14 protein-coding genes are annotated in these 18,863 nt (G+C 34.9%); 10 read left to right on the top strand and 4 right to left on the bottom strand.

All coding sequences use genetic code 11. The features are described from left to right. The first annotated feature begins 98 nt into the window (after positions 1–98). Genes BUB95_RS03515 through tsaB form a run of 7 tightly spaced genes read left to right on the top strand, consistent with a single transcriptional unit; the run spans position 99 to position 7,842 of the window. Positions 99–800 carry an ABC transporter ATP-binding protein gene (locus BUB95_RS03515; RefSeq protein ID WP_073083139.1) on the top strand — a complete coding sequence of 234 codons (702 nt, stop codon included), beginning with the start codon at positions 99–101 and terminating at the stop codon, positions 798–800. Further along, complete coding sequence (locus BUB95_RS03510) at positions 793–2,037, top strand: ABC transporter permease (RefSeq protein WP_073083131.1); 1,245 nt, start codon at positions 793–795, stop codon at positions 2,035–2,037. Before BUB95_RS03515 ends, BUB95_RS03510 begins: the two co-directional genes overlap by 8 nt. 1 nt (position 2,038) lies before the next feature. After that, positions 2,039–3,298, top strand: a complete 1,260-nt coding sequence (locus BUB95_RS03505) for an ABC transporter permease (RefSeq protein ID WP_073083128.1) — start codon at positions 2,039–2,041, stop codon at positions 3,296–3,298. Between the two features lie 21 nt (positions 3,299–3,319). Then, complete coding sequence (locus BUB95_RS03500) at positions 3,320–4,489, top strand: efflux RND transporter periplasmic adaptor subunit (RefSeq protein ID WP_073083125.1); 1,170 nt, start codon at positions 3,320–3,322, stop codon at positions 4,487–4,489. A gap of 49 nt (positions 4,490–4,538) precedes the next feature. Next, positions 4,539–5,858 (top strand): TolC family protein, encoded by a 1,320-nt coding sequence (locus BUB95_RS03495; protein ID WP_073083122.1) that lies wholly within the window; start codon positions 4,539–4,541, stop codon positions 5,856–5,858. Positions 5,859–5,860: 2 nt separating this feature from the next. Beyond that, positions 5,861–7,165 carry an efflux RND transporter periplasmic adaptor subunit gene (locus tag BUB95_RS03490; RefSeq protein ID WP_073083118.1) on the top strand — a complete coding sequence of 435 codons (1,305 nt, stop codon included), beginning with the start codon at positions 5,861–5,863 and terminating at the stop codon, positions 7,163–7,165. A 2-nt stretch (positions 7,166–7,167) separates the two neighbouring features. Then, positions 7,168–7,842, top strand: a complete 675-nt coding sequence (gene tsaB, locus BUB95_RS03485) for a tRNA (adenosine(37)-N6)-threonylcarbamoyltransferase complex dimerization subunit type 1 TsaB (RefSeq protein ID WP_073083115.1) — start codon at positions 7,168–7,170, stop codon at positions 7,840–7,842. Here tsaB and BUB95_RS03480 read toward each other — a convergent pair. From BUB95_RS03480 to BUB95_RS03465, 4 genes are all read right to left on the bottom strand, one after another. Then, positions 7,839–8,651 (bottom strand): mechanosensitive ion channel family protein, encoded by an 813-nt coding sequence (locus BUB95_RS03480; protein ID WP_073083111.1) that lies wholly within the window; start codon positions 8,649–8,651, stop codon positions 7,839–7,841. The two genes, tsaB and BUB95_RS03480, sit on opposite strands and share 4 nt — an antisense overlap. Before the next feature lie 71 nt (positions 8,652–8,722). Beyond that, a complete protein-coding gene (locus BUB95_RS03475; RefSeq protein ID WP_073083108.1) occupies positions 8,723–9,397 on the bottom strand; it encodes a hypothetical protein in 675 nt (224 codons plus the stop codon). Positions 9,398–9,529: 132 nt separating this feature from the next. Beyond that, positions 9,530–9,730: a dodecin family protein gene (locus BUB95_RS03470; RefSeq protein WP_073083106.1), complete on the bottom strand. Its 201-nt coding sequence runs from the start codon at positions 9,728–9,730 to the stop codon at positions 9,530–9,532. Between the two features lie 55 nt (positions 9,731–9,785). After that, positions 9,786–10,688: a NifU family protein gene (locus tag BUB95_RS03465; RefSeq protein WP_073083103.1), complete on the bottom strand. Its 903-nt coding sequence runs from the start codon at positions 10,686–10,688 to the stop codon at positions 9,786–9,788. 164 nt (positions 10,689–10,852) lie between these two features. On the opposite strand from BUB95_RS03465, the gene BUB95_RS03460 reads away from it, so the two are divergent. The 3 genes from BUB95_RS03460 to BUB95_RS03450 all read left to right on the top strand — a co-directional run bounded on the left by BUB95_RS03460 (position 10,853) and on the right by BUB95_RS03450 (position 18,856). Continuing rightward, positions 10,853–15,472, top strand: a complete 4,620-nt coding sequence (locus tag BUB95_RS03460) for a choice-of-anchor L domain-containing protein (RefSeq protein ID WP_234969234.1) — start codon at positions 10,853–10,855, stop codon at positions 15,470–15,472. Positions 15,473–15,476: 4 nt separating this feature from the next. Further along, positions 15,477–16,487 carry a PorP/SprF family type IX secretion system membrane protein gene (locus BUB95_RS03455; protein ID WP_073083097.1) on the top strand — a complete coding sequence of 337 codons (1,011 nt, stop codon included), beginning with the start codon at positions 15,477–15,479 and terminating at the stop codon, positions 16,485–16,487. Between the two features lie 233 nt (positions 16,488–16,720). After that, entirely contained in the window at positions 16,721–18,856 is a 2,136-nt protein-coding gene (locus BUB95_RS03450; protein ID WP_073083094.1) for a histidine kinase, read from the top strand. Positions 18,857–18,863: the final 7 nt, after the last annotated feature.

The raw sequence follows: 18,863 nt of genomic DNA, 5'->3' as shown, positions 1-18,863 counted from the left end.
TCTTATAAATATCAATCAAAATGTTAATTCTTAACAAATACTTAGCACTAACCAGTTAGGCTTTTGTTTAATATTGCAGGGAATTAACCATCTTTACTATGATTCAAATCAAAGATTTGCACAAATCCTACCATATGGGTAGTAATTCACTTCATGTATTGAAGGGAATAAATTTCAACGTAAAAGAAGGTGAATTAGTCTCAATCATGGGCTCTTCTGGCTCAGGAAAATCAACTTTACTCAATATTTTAGGAATGCTAGATGAAGCAGATGAGGGAAGTTATGTTCTCGATGGAGTGCCTATTAAAAATCTAAATGAAAAAGTAGCGGCAAAATACCGAAACGAATTTCTTGGATTCATATTTCAGTCTTTCAATCTTATAAATTATAAATCTGCAGTTGATAACGTGGCTTTGCCTATGTTTTATAAAGGTATTGCTCGTAAAGAGCGTGTAGAAAAAGCACGTCATTATCTAGAAAAAGTAGGTCTTGCAGATTGGGGACATCATTTACCAAGCGAGCTATCGGGTGGTCAGAAGCAACGTGTAGCTATTGCAAGAGCATTGGCAAGTGAGCCAAAAGTATTGTTGGCAGATGAGCCAACAGGTGCATTAGATACAACGACTTCTTATGAGGTTATGGATTTAATACAAGGTATTAATGATGAAGGAAAAACCATTTTAGTTGTCACACATGAGGATGATATTGCGCACATGACTAAGCGAATCGTAAACCTCAAAGATGGGATAATTATAGATGATAGTCCAGTAGAACAAGTAAGAGCAAAACAGTATGTTTAATGTAGAGCGTTGGCAAGAAATATTTGAAACACTCAGGAAAAATAAGCTCCGTACATTTTTAACAGGCTTATCTGTGGCTTCAGGTATTTTTATTTTAGTAATCCTACTAGGCTTTAGTTCTGGTATAGAGAATGGTGTAACTTCAGAATTTCAGCAAGATGCTACTAATGAGATTTTCGTACGAACACGAATCACGACAAAAGGTTACAAAGGTTTAAACCCAGGACGTCGAATTCAGCTTAAAGATGAGGATTTTGCGATGGTGTCCAATAATTATGATGAATTTTTAGAATACCGTACAGCGAACTACAGTATTTGGGGCGGTCAGGTGGCTTATAAAAACGAAACTGGAAACTACCGTGTTCAAGGCGTTTTACCAGACAATCAATTTATCGAAAATGCTGATATTGGAAAGGGACGATTCATAAATTTTTCTGATGTAAACGATAACAGAAAGGTCGCAGTCATCGGAAATAAAGTTAGCCAAGACTTATTTAAAGCAGAAAATCCGATTGAAAAATATATATCAATATTTGGTATCCCATATAAAGTCGTAGGCGTTTATTTCGATCCAGGTGGAGAGCGTGAAGAAAGTCAAGTATTTCTGCCATTAACGTCTGCACGCGCAGCATTCAATGGAGGTGATAACATCAGAAACATGTCTTTTACGGTAAAGATGTCCGAAAATTTTGATGAAGCTGTAGCACTTTCTAAGAACGTAACTGAAGCTATTGAGGCAGATTTAAAAGAAAAACTCATAATTGCACCTGATGATACAGCAGCCATACGAGTAAACAACACCTTAGAAGAAGCACAAAAAATATATTCATTGATTGACACTATTAAAGCTGTATTTTGGTTTATCGGAATTGGGACTATTATAGCAGGTGTAGTTGGTGTAGGTAATATTATGATAATTATTGTAAAAGAGCGCACAAAAGAAATAGGTATTCGTAAAGCTCTTGGTGCTATACCAGCATCTATAATCGGAATGATTTTACAAGAAGCAATTTTTGTAACTATGTTTTCTGGTTTATTTGGGCTAATCGCTGGTTTGGCCGTACTAGAAATTGCAGGCCCATATGTAGATAGTCCTTTTATAAAATTTCCACAAGTAGATTTCGGCACAGCAATTACTACTGTATTTATTTTAGTAATAGCTGGTGCTTTTGCAGGATTTTTGCCTGCATACAGAGCTGCAAAAATTAAACCAATAGTAGCACTAAGAGACGAGTAATATGTTTAATAAAGACCGTTGGGACGAAATATTAGAAGCACTTAATGCCAATAAGGTAAGGACCGCACTTACAGCATTCGGGGTATTTTGGGGAATTACCATTTTGGTATTGTTATTAGCCTTAACCAATGGTTTAAGAAATGGCGTAACATCCGATTTTGGAAATTTTGCCACGAACTCTATGTTTATGTGGAGCCAAAGAACTTCAATTTCTTACAAAGGTATTCCCAAAGGTAAGCGCTTACAGTATAAAATATCTGATGTAGAGGCTATCCGTGCAGAAATCCCAGAATTAAAATACATCTCACCACGAAATTCTCTTGGTGGTTACCAAGGCGCAAACAATGTTATAAGAGGAACAAAAACTGGGGCTTTTCAAATCTACGGAGATTATCCAGAGTTTATTAAACAAAAGCCTATGGATATTCTAGAAGGACGTTTTTTAAGCTATTCTGATATTAACGCTAAGCGAAAAATATGTGTTATCGGACCAGATGTTGTTAAAGGGCTTTACGATAAAGACGAAGCGGTTATTGGAAGTTATATAAAGATTAATGGTGTTAATTTTAAAGTAGTTGGCACATTTAAAATCACCAATTCTCAAGGCGACTCCGAAGAAGAAGCAAATACCGTATTTATTCCCTTTACGACATTTAATCAAGCATTCAACTATGGAGATCGCGTAAGCTGGATGGCAATTACTGCAAAAGATGGTTTCAGTATAACATCAATTAAAGAGCGTGTTTTCGATATCATCAAATCACGTAAAAACGTTCATCCAGATGACGATAGAGCAATTGGTCATTTTGATCGTGCTGAAGCCTTTGGCCGTATTAATGGATTATTCAACATACTTGCAATCGTCGGTTATTTCGTAGGTATTTTAATACTTGCTTCTGGGGTAATTGGTATAAATAATATTATGCTAATCGTAGTAAAAGAACGCACCAAGGAAATTGGAGTGAGACGTGCTTTAGGCGCGACACCGTGGATGATTAAGGGTCAAATTCTTCAAGAAAGTTTAATATTGACTATCCTTTCTGGAATGTTGGGTGTTGCCTTTGCGGCCTTTGTTATATGGGGGATGAACTCTGTTTTAGATAGTGTAGGTCCAGTAGAAAATTTTGCAAACCCGAGTGTAAGTATGACCGTTGTTGTCGTAGCACTAACCATTTTAGTTTTAGCAGGTGTTTTGGCAGGGTTAATACCTGCAAATAGAGCAACTAAAATGAAACCAGTTGACGCATTAAGAATAGAATAAAATTACTAGTAAATATTTATTATGAAAAGAACCACCACTGTTATTGTATTAATTGTAATTGTCCTTGTTTTTGCAGGGTCGCTTTATTACTTATGGGATAAAAATCAAGAGGACCCAGTAACATATACAACACAGAACGCATCAACTCAAACTATCGTTGTTAATACTGTTGCAACAGGAAGTATTGTTCCAGAAGAAGAAATTTTAATTAAGCCAAATATTTCTGGAGTTATTGAAGAAGTGTATGTAGAAGCAGGAGAGTTTGTAAAGCAAGGTGACCTAATTGCAAAGATTAGAGTAATTCCTAACGTGTCGTCACTAACTAGTGCAAAAAACAATATTGCTTCAAATAGAAATGCTTTAGAAACAGCAGAGATAAATTTTAAAACACAAAAAGCACTTTACGAAAGACAAAAACAATTGTTTGATAAAGGTGTTATCTCTGCAAATGATTTTGATCAATCTAATAATACGTACTTACAGGCAAAACAGCGTGTAGAGCAAGCAAGAATTGATGTTCAGCAGTCACGCCAAAATTACGATATCATTAAAACAGGTACGACATCTGGGCTAGGAAATATAGCACAAACACAAGTTAGGGCTACAGTTTCAGGAATGGTTTTAGACGTTCCGGTAAAAGAAGGAAATCAAGTTATAGAGGCCAATAACTTTAATGAAGGGACTTCGATTGCTTCTCTTGCAGATATTTCAAAAATGATTTTTGAAGGAAAAGTGGACGAGAGTGAAGTGGGTAAAATTAGAGAAGGATTGCCATTAGAAATTACTGTTGGAGCTATTGAAAACCAAAAATTCGATGCTGTCTTAGATTATATTGCGCCAAAAGGGGTTGCAGAAAATGGGGCTATTCAATTCGAAATAGAAGGCTCTTTAAAGAAGTTAGACTCAACACAAACATTTATTAGAGCAGGTCTTAGTGCTAATGCTTCTATTATTCTAGAAAAAGCTGAAAATGTTTTGGCGATTAAAGAAGCGCTAGTACAGTATGATGCTGAAACAAAAAAGCCTTATGTAGAGATAGAAGTGGGCGACCAAGAATTTGAAAGAAGGGATGTAGAATTGGGTATTAGTAACGGTATTTTTGTTGAAGTAAAAAAGGGTATAACAGAAGCCGATAAAATCAAAGTTTGGAACCAGCTACAAGGACCACCAAAATACGCTGGAAGAAATTAATTCTAATTTCTGTAACACTTTAACATTTGTAAAGACATATAACATAATTATGAAAAAATCAATCATCATTATAGCAGTTTTACTTTTAGGAGTTACTGCAAACGCACAAAAAAAATGGACGCTCAAAGAATGCGTTGAGTATGCTCTAGAAAATAATATTTCAATCAAACAAAGCGAGTTAGACTTAAAAGCTACCGATATAGAAGCTTTAACAGCGTTAGGTAACTTCTTACCATCTTTTAGCGGTTCAGCAGGAGTAAGTGAAAGTATAGGTCTAGGATTTAACCCTGCTACAAACCAGCCAGAAACGGTTAAGTTCCTTTCCGCAAGTGGAGGTGTTAATGTTGGATACACCGTTTTTAACGGACTTAGAAATGTGAGGCAAGCTCAACGTGCAAAAATTTCTAAACTAGCAAACCAGTACCGTTTGTCTCGAATGAAAGATGATATTTCACTTTTAGTGGCCAATAGTTATTTAACTGTGCTTCTAAATAAAGCGAATTTAGAGGTTTTGAAATCCCAAAATGAAGTAACTAAACAACAAATAAGGCAAACAGAACAATTAGTCGAAGTTGGCACACTTCCTCAGGGTGATTTGTTGGAAATCAAAGCTACTGACGCTGGAGAGCAGCAATCGATAGTTAATGCTGAAAACCAAATAAAATTATCTTTAATATCATTAGCGCAAACACTTTTAATAAAAGACTATGAAACTTTTGATATTGAAGATGAAGGCTATGGTATAGTAGATTCTATTTCAGATAAATCAATTGAAGAAATTATTCAAAACGCTAAAGAAAATCGTTCAGAGATCAGAATAGCGGAGCAGAATGTGGCTTTAGCAGAAAAAGATGTTCAAATTGCTAAAGGAGGATTGTTACCTACAGTAAATGCTTTTTTAAGCTACGATACACGTTTTACAAACAGAGATCCTAGAGATTTTATTGATCAATTATACATTAATGATGGTATTCGCTATGGGTTTAGTCTTAACGTTCCTATATTTAATGGTTGGAATACAAAAGCAAATGTAAAGCGAAATAAGATTAATTTAGAGCGTAGTAAATACCAATTAGAACAAGCAGAATTAGACTTAGAGTCTAATGTTTATCAAGCTTATATAGACGCAAGAGGAACGCTAAAGGCTTATGAAGCTGCTGAGTCAGCATTAGAATCACAAGAGTTAGCCTATGAGTACGCAAAAGCTAGATACGACGAAGGTTTAACTAACGCGTTTGATTTTAGTCAAGCGAAATTAAGATACGATAATTCAAAAATCAACCTCAATAGAACTAAGTACGATTACATTTTTAGACTTAAAGTTTTAGAACTGTTTTTCGGAATACCAGCTACTGAATTAAAATTTTAAAGATGAGTAAAGGATTAAAAATAACACTTATTATTGTCGGCGTTTTATTATTACTTCTCGTAGTAGGGAAGTCATCAGGACTATTTGGCAAAAAAGGAAATTTCAAACAAGTCACAACGCAAGCCGTTGAACTTAAAGAGATTGTTGAAACTGTTTCTGCAACGGGTAAAATTCAGCCAGAAGTAGAGGTAAAAATCTCTAGTGAAGTTTCAGGAGAAATATTAGAATTGCCTTTCAAAGAAGGGCAGCAAGTAAAAAAAGGGGATTTGTTGGTTAGAGTTAATCCAGATTTAATTCAATCTGCTTTAAATCGTTCTCAAGCATCTTATCAAAATGTAAAAGCAGGCTTAGAGCAAGCGGAAGCTTCGCTAAAGCAAGCAAAAGCAGACTACGAAAGAAGTAAAGCTCTTTTTGATAAAGGTGTAATTTCTAGAGCTGATTGGGATAGAGCTATTGCAACTTACGAAACGGCGCAAGCAAGTAGAAGTTCAGCATATTATGGTGTGCAAAGTGCAGGAGCAACAGTTAATGAGGCAAGAGACAATCTTAGCAGAACAACAATTTACGCACCAATGAGTGGAACCATTTCTTTACTTAATGTAGAGCTAGGTGAGCGTGTTGTAGGTACGCAACAAATGGCCGGAACCGAAATTTTACGTGTAGCTAATCTTAACAATATGGAAGTTGAAGTAGATGTTAACGAGAATGATATTGTAAAGGTTAATATTGGCGATACTACTATCGTAGAGGTCGACGCCTACTTAAAGAAAGAATTTAAAGGTATTGTTACAGAGATAGCAAATTCTGCCGCAGGGACTTTAGCAGCAGACCAAGTCACTAATTTTAAAGTAAAAGTTAGAATTTTGGAAGAATCTTATGCTGAGTTAACAGATGGTAAGCCAGAATCATACTCACCATTTAGACCTGGTATGACAGCGACTGTTGACGTGATAACTGACAAAAGAGAAAAAGCCGTTGCAGTGCCTATAAGTGCTATTGTTATAAAAACAGATACAAGTTCAACTAAAAAGGCGTATGGTAAAAAAGTAGAGAAACAATCTTCAACTTCTAATGAAGAGGAGAAGTTTGAGTGTGTTTTTGTAGATGATAATGGTGTTGCTAAACTTAGAGTGGTAAAGACCGGAATTCAAGATGATACTAACATTGAAATCGTTTCAGGTTTAAAAGAAGGGGATAAGATTATTACAGGACCATACAATATGGTGTCTAAAACCTTGAAACCAGGTGATAAAGTTGAAGATAAAGACAAGTCTAAAGAATCCAAAGAAGAAGATTCCGAAGAATAGATATGGCTCTAATTCTTAATATAGAAACAAGTACAACCAATTGTTCAGTCTCCTTATCTAAAGATGAGGAGATTTTGGTTTTAAAAGAGGATAACAACGCGGGTTATTCACATGCTGAAAAATTACATCTTTTCATCAAAGAAGTGATTGATGAATCAGGTGTCTCTAAGAGTAATTTAGACGCAGTAGCCATTAGTAAAGGCCCAGGTTCTTACACTGGTCTACGAATTGGAGTTTCTACAGTAAAAGGACTTTGTTTCTCTCTAGATAAGCCATTAATTTCTGTGTCAACACTCGAGGCACTAGCTCACCAAGTCTATATTGATGATGGTTTAATTATACCAATGCTCGATGCAAGGCGTATGGAAGTGTATTCAGCAATTATCGATTCAGATTATAATTTAGTTAGAGGTATTGAAGCACAAATTTTAGATAGTCATAGTTTTAATACTGAATTAGAAAATGGTAAAGTCCATTTTATCGGTAATGGAGTCGAAAAAACAAAAGAGATTATCACTCACTCAAATGCAGTTTTTATTGACGGTAATTTACCTTCAGCTTCTACGATGGGAAAAATAGCAAATGATAAATACAAAATAAGCGACTTTGAGAACGTCGCTTATTTTGAACCTTACTATTTGAAAGATTTTGTAGCTATAAAATCTAAAAAAATTTAGCCTTGTTTTTTTATTTCAACTTGATGAGGATATGGTATTTCTATACCTGCTTCATCTAGTGCTATTTTTATATTCTCTGTAATATCAAAATAGACGCGCCAATAATCTTCGGCTTTACACCATGGGCGTACAGCAAAATTAACAGAGCTATCGGCTAATTCTAAAACATCAACAGTGGGCTCAATATCTGTCAAAACTAAAGGATGAGATTTTACAACAGACATAAAGAGTTCTTTAGCTTGCTTAATATTGGCATCATAGCTTATTCCAAATACTAAATCTACACGTCGTGTACCCTCTGCTGTATAGTTAACTATGGCTCCATTAGAAAGATTTCCATTTGGTAAAATAATTTCTTTGTTAGATAAACCAGTTAGCCTTGTCGTAAATATTTCTATTGCTTTTACGACACCTATCTGACCTTGAGCTTCAATTAAATCTCCAATCTTAAAAGGTTTAAAAATCATAATTAAAACACCACCTGCGAAATTACCAAGAGACCCTTGTAATGCAAGTCCTATAGCTAAGCCTATAGAGGCTAAAATAGCAGCAAAAGAGGTTGTAGCAATACCAACTGTTGTTAAAACAACGACGATAAGTATTACTTTTAATGACCATTTAACTAAGTTTCCAAGGAATTTCTGAAGGCTTTCATCATAATTACTTTTATTAAGTGCCTTTTTAACACCTCTAGTTATTAGTTTAATTATGAAAACTCCTATAATCCATATTAAAAATGCGCCTATTAATTTAGGACCAAACGATAATATAAGGTCATAACCTTTGTCAATCCAATCTTGTGTATTCATTATTTTTTTGAATTTTGTGAAAAAAAAAAGATGGTTAAAAGACCATCTTTACACAAAATACATATAATATTTTATAGACTTGCTAGATATCTAGCTAATTTTACTAAATCTTCTTCCTTTTTAAGTGAAATATTTTCTTCTTTTAAGAAAGACTTTATTTTTTTAGCATCCTTAGGATAAGATTTTAGTAAATCTTTTTTCTTAGTTGGAAAAGGTCTAATCACATTTGCTTTTTTAAGGTAATAATTTGGACTCTCTTCTTTGAATTTTGCCGGTTTATCTTGTTGGTAACTTGTTGCAGCAGGTACTTTATCGTAATATTTAATTAATTCTTCCTTTAAAAAAGCATAACCTTCAGTTTCAGATACAACATTTAAAAAACCATTTTTAGCAATTCCGCTTGGTGTTGAATAATTATAAGTTCTGTAAATCTTATTGTTTTGAGTATAAATAACCTCATAAGGTTTATTTTTGTCTAAAGCAATGATTTTAGTGCCAAGGTTTATTTCCATTTCACCATTGTAAGCATTGAATCTGCCAGTAAACAATTTATCGTCATAGCCTTTAACTTTAACAGGCAAGAAGTTTTTGTTTACATAAGGACTACCAAGGGCATTCACAGGTTTACTAACGTCTGATGACATGTAAAGTTTTTCAGATGCCACATCAATACTGGTAAGGCCCTGCCCGTAAGTGAATAAACTAAATACTGCAATACAAAGGCTTGTTAAAATTGATTTTCTCATAGTTGATATTTTTATGTGTTAATATTTTTACTTTTTAAATCTTAAAGGTCAAATCAACGCATTTTAATAATTAGTGCATATCATTTTTTGTAGATTTAATAAAACATTAACAAAAATGATGCCAAGGTGTGGTTACTTAACTTCAAAAGTTAATTTTACATTAACTCTAAATTCCACAACCTCACCATCATTTACGATAGCACTTTGGTCTTGGACATAAACAGAGCGAATATTCTTTACACTTTTTGAAGCTTCCTTTACTGCTTTTTTTGTGGCGTCTTCCCAACTTTTTTCCGAATTAGATAAGACTTCGATAACTTTTAAAACTGCCATTTTCTTCACTTTTTTAAGATTAATACTGTTTATCTCAAAGTTAAGAAATTAGAATTTAACCATTTACCGCAGTAACAGATATATTTTGGTCATTTAACATTTCTTTTAGCATATTTTCAATGCCGTTTTTAAGCGTAAATGTAGATGAAGGACAACCACTGCAAGCACCTTGAAGCAGTACTTCTACTTTTTTAGAAGTGTCGTCGTATGATATAAACTCAATGTTACCGCCATCACTAGCAACAGCTGGTTTTATATATTCTTCTAATATGTTTACAATGTTTTTAGAGGTGTCATCAAGTTTTTCAAAGCTAGTCTCTGTTTTCTGCTCTTGTACCTCTTTCTGTTGGGAAATAGGTTTTGATAAAACAGGCTTTCCTTCTTCCACATAAGATTTTATAAATTCTCTTATCGGGGTCGTAATATCATCCCACTCCGCAACATCGTATTTGGTAATGGAGATGTAGTTTTTATCCATAAAAATTCGTTTTACAAACGGAAACTGAAACAATTCAGTAGCCATTGGTGCATCTTTAGCCTCATCAATAGAAGAGAATTCACAAATCTGACCAACCAATGCTTTATTGCATACAAACTTTAATACACTTGGGTTTGGTGTGCTTTCTGCATAAACAGTGACGGCGTTTTTAGGTTGGGCTATTTCTTCTTTAATTACTGGTGCATCAGAATTAAGGTAAGCTTTAATTTGCTCGGCAACCTCGTCTTGCACATCTGCCCATTCTACAATATTATAACGCTCAATAGCTATAAAATTAGAAGCGATATATACTTTTTTTACAAACGGTAAGTAGAATAATTGTTGAGCTAGGGGCGAATTTGAGGCTTCATCAATATTTTTAAACTCATAGCTGTTGTGTTGGGTGACAAAACGGTCAGCTTCAAACTTTATAATAGCATCGTTAGATGTGGTTTGTATTGTTATTTCTGTAGGAATCATTCTTTTTTTTGCAAAAATATGAAAACAGAAAATGAAACGTTATCTGTTTAACTAAAGTTTTAGCCTTTGTTACTTAATCTGATAAACGGTATTACTTAACAATTTTAACTTATCAAGTCGTATAAAATCCTTAAATTTCGAACCCATTGAAAATATGGGTTATAATGATGAAGAAAAATTACTCAAGTCGTTTTGTAAAAACCTTAGTTTTTATAGGTTTTGTATTTGTGTCTATCGCAACTTCTGCTCAAGACTTAATCATGCAAAATGGTACGTTTAATCGTTGTGCTCCAGATCGTTTCTTCGATACTGGAGGGGAGTTTGGAAGTTATGGCTCTAACGAAAATTTCACAATTACCATCTGTCCCACTACACCTGGAGAAGTCATTATTTTAGACTTTACTAGATTTAGTACACAAGCAGGTTCTGATATCCTAACCATTTACGACGGAGATAGTACAGCATCACCAGTAATTAATAATTATTCGGGCACTGTAAGTCCAGGAAGAGTGTCATCTACACATCCTTCAGGGTGTTTAACGGTTAGTTTCTCCTCTAACGGTTTTGGTAATACGATAGGTTGGGAAGCTACTATAGAATGTGCTGCGCCTTGTCAGACAATTACGGCAATGATAGATAGTACTACGCCAGCTATTAATACAGTAACCAACCAAATAGAAATTTTACCTAGTCAAACAGTAAGTTTTAATGTTAGTGCTACTTTTTCCGATACTGGAGCTAATGCTACCTATTTATGGGATTTTGGCACAGGTGGTACAGCCAATACCTTAAATACGTCCCATCAGTTTAATACTTCTGGTACATATAATGTAACATTTACAGCTTCTGACGATAACCCTTTAGGGTGCTCTGATACTGTAACTATAACAGTTGTGGTTGCACCGCCGTTTGTAACCATAAATAATGCAGCATTTCCAGAATCTTATTTTTTACCAAGTGAGCTTATAGAAAATGTATTGGTTACTGGTGGTTGTTCTGCCGTTAGTAATTTCCAGTCTCAAGTATTCGGTGGTCCAGCAGATATAACATCTAAAAGTTATGGATATTTTACTAGAGGCGGAACTGATTTTCCTTTCGACGAAGGTATTGTAATTACTAATGGTAACGCATTCGGAGGAGGAAATACATTTATTCCACCAGGCCCTGGAGCGGATCCAAGTCAAGACAATGGTTTTGGTAGTGATATAGATATTACAAATTTAGGTCTACCAAATAATGTTGATGCTAATTTTATAAAATTTGATTTTACTCCAACCACAGATAATATCAGTTTTAGGTATGTTATGGCGTCAGAAGAATATATTGGTAACTTTGAATGCCAGTATTCTGATGTTTTTGCTTTCTTACTTCGCGTTGTAGGTAGTGGAGCTCCATATCAAAACCTGGCGGTTTTACCCGACGGAATTACGCCAGTATCTGTTACCAATATAACTAACGAACCTTCTTGCTCAATGAATCCTATGTTTTTTGCTGGAGAAAATTTAGGTGCAACAAACTATTTTGGAAGAACAGAAGTCTTAACTGCGACCGCAACAGTTATACCTAACGTTACATACGAAATAAAATTAGTAGTGGCAGATGGATTTTTAGGTGCTGCGGATGCAACATTTGATTCAGCCATATTTATAGAAGCAGGTAGTTTTAATCTTGGTGGTGATTTAGGAGATGATATCACTTTAGCAGCGGGTACTGCACCCTGTGGTGTTTTAGAAGACGTGACCTTAGATACCCAAGCACCAGACGCTACACATACTTGGTATTTTAATGGGATGCCAATCGCTGGTGCAGGAGATGGGCCAACGCTTACAGTTACAGAAGCTGGGACTTACAGTGTAGATGTGGAGTTTGCCCCAGGTTGTTCTACTTCAGACTCTATCTTGGTAGAGTTTAGAAATAGTCCAAGAATAGTTTCGCCTGCTATAGACTTAGCGGGCTGTAGTACATCTGGCGTCGATGTATTTAATTTAGCGCAAAACACACCAATTGTATTTGGTTCACAGAGTGATGCGGAGTTTGCCATTACCTATCATAACTCTCAAGCAGATGCAGATACGGGAGCTAATCCTATATCCAACCTTACGAACTACAATGGTACAGATGGTGAGATGATTTATATTCGTATTGATGATATTACTACAGAGCAATGTGTTGTTACTGATATGTTTGAACTAGAGGTGTTTACTTCGGTTACTGCAGAGAATGTAATATATCCCCTTTGTGATAGTGCTGATGATGGCGATGATACCAATGGTAGAGTTGAGTTTAACTTATCTACACGAGATTTAGAGGTGTTAGGAATACAAGACCCAACACAATTTTCAGTTAGCTATCATATTAGTGATACAGATGCTATGATGGGCCTAAATCCATTACCAAACCTGTACACAAATACGACGGCAAATTCACAGGTTATCTATGCAAGAGTGCAAAACAATAGTAATATCGACTGCTTTGCGACTTCAGAAGTTACATTGCAAGTTGATGCGCTACCTGTAATAACTGCAAGTGTAGACATAAGACAATGTGATGATAATACTGCAGATGGTTTATCATTCTTTAACCTTACAGAGGCAAATGATGAAATTTCTAGCAACTTTGCTGCCGAGACTTTTACCTATTATATATCTATGACAGATGCGGAAAACCAGATAAATCCTATAACTAATGAGTTGGCTTATCCAAATACAGATGCTTCAGCAGCTCCAGATATTTTATATGTTCGTGTAGAGAATAATACAAGCTGTTTTAGAATAGCACAGCTCAATTTATATGTAGATACTAGCCAAACACCACCTGGATTTGTAATTCCACCTTTTGAAGAATGTGATGATACACGTGTTGATGATAATATTACTGATGGAATCACCGTATTCGATTTTAGTTCGGCAACAGGCTTAATCGAAGCATTATTCCCGGTAGGTCAAAACGTTAATGTTACATATTACGAGTCAGTTACTGACGCTTTGGGTGAGCTAAATGCTATTCCAGACCCTTCAAATCATATTAACACTGCATTTCCATTTACACAAACTATTTTCTACAGGGTAGAAAATGATGCAAATGAGGAATGTCAATTTATTGGTGATTTTGAATTGAGAACTACTAATCCAACGCCTAGGACAGATACAGAATCAGTTGACATGGTACTCTGTGACGATGTAACCATCGGAGACCTTTCTGAAGAGTTTGATTTAACACAAAATGAAGCCTTTATTTTTGATGGTCAACCCAATCTTTCAGCAACATACTTTACAGATTATAACGATGCGCTTAATAACGTATTAGCCAATGAAATAACAACGCCAGCAGCTTATAATAATGTTAATACAAACGAAACTATTTATATAAGGGTTGTAGATACAGTTACAGGTTGTTTTGCTATTGTAGATTTTGATATTACTGTAAATCCGTTACCAGAAGTAATAGCAGTCACACCTTTAGAAGAGTGCGAGGTGAATACAGACTTTATCTTTGACTTTAATTTAGGAGACAAACGAGATGAAATTTTAAACGGGCAAGACCCAGCTATGTTTAATGTAACGTTTCACATAAACCAATTAGATGCAGATAATTTAGCCAATCCGCAGCCAGATTTATTTACCAATACAGTAGACCCTCAAGAGATTTTCTTTGCAATAACAAATACCACTACAGGGTGTTCTAATAGTACAGGCTCGTTCTTTTTAGATGTTTTTGAAGGTGCTCAGGCTAATCCAGATGGAGAGCCTTTAGATTTTGAGCTTTGTGACGATAATATTGAGAATGATGGTGTGGCTCAGTTTAATTTAGCCCTTTTACAAGATGAAATACTAGATGGTCAAGACCCTGCGGATTATACAATTACTTATCATTTTTCAGAAGAGGACGCACGTGATAATCAATCGCCTCTACCATTCTTATACGAAAACTTAACTAATCCACAGACCATTTGGGTAAGAGTGAGTAACAATATATCACCAGACCTATGTTTTGAGGTTCAACCTATACCGCTGAGAGTTAATCCACTCCCAGAATTTGATTTAGATGAATTATATATCTTGTGTATAACTACAAACGGTTCTGAAGTTGTGCCAGTTCCTCCAGTTTTAGATACAGGTTTATCTGCTACTGATTATAGTTTTGAGTGGAGTCTTGATGGTGCGGTTTTACCTACTGAAACCGGCTCAACCCTCATCCCAACTCAGGGCGGAACATATAGTGTATTAGTTACGGATATAACAACTTCTACATTAACGCGTTGTACTAACATGGATGAAGCTATTGTACTTGAAAGCGAATTGCCAGTTGTAGTGGCTGAGGTAACATCACAAGCCTTTGCAGGAAATCATACCATTGAAGCTACAACAACCAATGTAGGAGATTTTGAATATAGTCTAGACCTCGGGCCATGGCAAGACAATGGGACGTTCGAAAATGTGGCTCCAGGGAATCATACTGTATATGCTAGAGATATTAATGGCTGTGGTATAGGTTCTGATACGGTTTTAGTCATAGATTATCCATTATTTTTCACACCAAATGGAGATGGCAGTAATGATACATGGAACATCGTAGGAATAGACACACAACCTAGTGCAAAAATTTATATATTTGACCGTTACGGAAAACTGATGAAACAGTTAAGTCCTACAAGCCCAGGATGGGATGGCACCTATCAAGGCAATAAAATGCCAACAGACGACTATTGGTTTACAGTAGAGTATGTTGAGCCATTAACAAATGAATTAAAACAGCAACGAGCCCATTTTACATTGAAACGATAAACTTATGAGATTACAAAAAACATATTTAGTTGCCTTAATAGGAATGTTATCTTTATTAGGATTTTCCCAAGAAGGGATGCCTGTTTACTCAGATTACCTTACAGACAACTATTATCTAATACATCCTTCAATGGCGGGTGTGGCTAATTGTGCCAAAGTAAGATTAACTGCAAGACAGCAATGGTTTGGTGTAGATGATGCACCTAGCTTACAAACTTTAAGCGCTCACAGCAGAATAGGTGATGGTCCCTCAGCTATAGGTGCTATTGTCTATAATGATGAGAATGGTTTCCATTCTAATACAGGCGCTTATATTACATACGCACACCATTTGTTATTATCTCGTAACGAAGTTGATTTAAATATGATTTCTTTCGGTTTAAGTGCAGGTTTTATTCAATATAAGTTAGATGAAACGAGTTTCTTAGCGCCAGGAGATTTTGACCAACTTATTGCTGGTATAGAGCAAAGTGCTACAAACTTTAATATAGATGTAGGAATGTCTTACCATTTCTTAGATTTTTATGCACATGTTACAGCTAAAAATATTTTGAATAATGATGGAATCAATTTTAATGAGCAAGGATTTCAGTTTAATAACTTAAGAACATATCTACTATCAGTAGGAAACGTTTTTCAGAAATATGGAAGTGATTGGAGTTTCGAACCGTCTTTAATGTATATGTATAGAGATGCTACACAGGAGTCCTCTATAGATGTAAATATCAAAGCTTACCGCGAGGTAGATTTTGGAAAAGTTTGGGGAGGCTTATCTTACAGACGTAGTCTTGATGGTGCTCAGTTTTTAGAAGGAAATACAGTAAGTAGCCAAAAGCTACAATACTTTACACCTTTTATAGGTGTAGATTACAATCAGTTTACTTTCGCTTACACGTACTCATATCAAGCAAATACAATAAACTTCAATACTGGAGGATTTCATCAAATTACTTTAGGCTACAACTTTAATTGTAGACGAGAAAAATATGAATGTAATTGTCCTGCAATTAACTAATAGTACAAGCCTCACTTCTAAAGTTGAGGCTTTTTTAATAAAAAAACAATAATGTCTGTGTTTCTGTTTTGAATGAGTGAAACCATGTCTTCAACTAGTAAAGTCTACTATTTTATATGCTAATAGCTCTTAATCTTGGTTTCTTCATTTTTTAAACTCAATTAAAGAATGTAAGTTTATTGAAAATTAGGATTTAATACGTGGATATACAGTTCAAAACTTTTTTTCTTTACTTGATATTTAGTCTATCGTTTTTCGAAGTTGTAGGCCAGGTTGGTACTTTGGATAATCAAGATACTTACTTCACTGTAAGAGGTTCTGTACGTGAGAAGTATTCCTATAAGCCTATTTCTGAAGTCGCTATTCAAGTCAATGGAGGGTCTTATTCAACCACAGGATATGATGGAAATTTTAAGATAAGAGTAAAAATAGGTGATCAGTTAATGGTGAGTCACAAAGATTTTCAAACAAGGTTTTACACCATTAAGGGCAATGACCGAATTCTTATAGAGGTTGAACCACAAGACCCAAGACCAAGTTCTAAGGAACTTAGAAAAAGAGATATTCAAACCTTTAATCAGCTTATAGACTCTGCAGACACCTATTTAAAAATTGATGCGGAACGTAGTGTTCAATTTATTGCAGATGCATTAGATAAAAGCTTATCACAAGCTCAAAATGCAGAAGCCTATGTTACGCTAGGAAACCTGTATATGTATTTGAGGCAATATGACTTAGCGATTGCTAATTACAAAATTGCTTTGCAAAATGTCGATGACGGAAAGACTAAGCTTAAGCTTGCTAAAGCCTATGTGGCAAATAATAACGCAAGTTTAGGGATTAAGACTTACAATGAAATAGATGTAACAACGCTGTCTAATTATCAACAAACCGAATTCTATGAAGGACTAGGAGATGCCCATCTTAAAGCAAACAATAGCTCAGTTGCAATAACGACTTATAAAAAAGGGCTTAAAGTTGCAGATAACAATAATATTCAGCCAAAAGTTACAGACTTAAATTCTAAAATAGCTCAGGCATATAATATTAAAGGAAATCCTGTAGAAGCTAAGAAGTTTTTCAATAATTCTATGCGTTTGGCAAAACGTGAAGGCGAAAAAAGAGCTATAGAAGAGAAGGTTACTGTAGCAGAGTTTAATAATGAAAACAAAAATTATGATGACGAAATTTCATTGAGAAAACAAGTCGTAGAAGATGTTAAAACCATTGAAACAGACTCTATAATTTCTAATGAAAGTCCGTTAACACCGCAGAAGCAAAACTATAAAATAGGTAATGCCCTTATACTTCAAAATAAGCTTGATGAAGCCATTCCGTATTTAGATGAGAGTATTTTAGAAGCAGATAAAAGAGGTGATTTAGAAGTAAAAAAAGATGCTCAAAGGCGTAAAGTAGATGTGTTTGAGAGTTTAGGAGAGTATGATAAAGCAAAAACTGAGTTCGAAGCCTTTATGGCCTCTGTAGATGAATTATATCTAAAAAAACAGCAAGAAATATCTCAAGCTACCAGAACATCACGTAATATTAGAGAGAGTCAAAATAGAATTACCAGTTTAGAAAACGATAGGGCATTAAGTAGAAGTCGTTACGAACTTACAGAAGAGCGCAACAAAAGCCAGCAGATTATTATTTACTCATTAATTGGTGGATTAGCTTTATTTCTTATTGCTGCCTATTTTACATATAAGTATATAAAACAACAACGTTTGGCAAATAATTTATTGGCTCTAAAGTCTCTGAGAAGTCAGATGAATCCGCATTTTATTTTCAATGCGCTAAACTCAGTTAATAGTTTTATTGCTTCAAATGATGAGCGTACAGCAAATAAATACCTATCAGACTTTTCATTTTTAATGCGTGCGGTATTAGAGAATAGTGAAGAAGATTTTATTCCGCTTGAAAAGGAAATAGAACTTTTGGAATTATACACTAAGCTAGAGCATTTCAGGTTTAAGGATAAGTTTGAATATGTGATTGATATCGATAAAAGTATAGATGTTGAAGCGTACGAAATCCCGCCGATGTTGTTGCAGCCTTACATAGAAAACGCAGTATGGCATGGACTGCGTTACAAGGCTGAAAAAGGAATTTTAAAGATTGAAATAAAACCAAAATCTGAAGATGAAATTACCATAGCAATTATAGACGACGGGATTGGTAGAGAACGCTCTAAGTCTTTAAAAACCGAAAATCAGAAGAAGCACAATTCTAAAGGGTTAAGTAACATTAAGAAGCGTATACAAATACTTAATGACATGTATAAAGATAAAATCGGTGTTACTATTGATGATTATCAGAATACTGAAGATGCAGGTACAAAAGTAGAAGTGACCTTGAAGAAAGATTAAAAAGTAA

It is taken from the genome of Winogradskyella jejuensis (assembly GCF_900129745.1).
Lineage (GTDB): Bacteria > Bacteroidota > Bacteroidia > Flavobacteriales > Flavobacteriaceae > Winogradskyella > Winogradskyella jejuensis.
The sequence above is the reverse complement of the archived record's forward strand: the minus strand, read 5'-3'. Positions and strand labels throughout refer to the sequence as shown.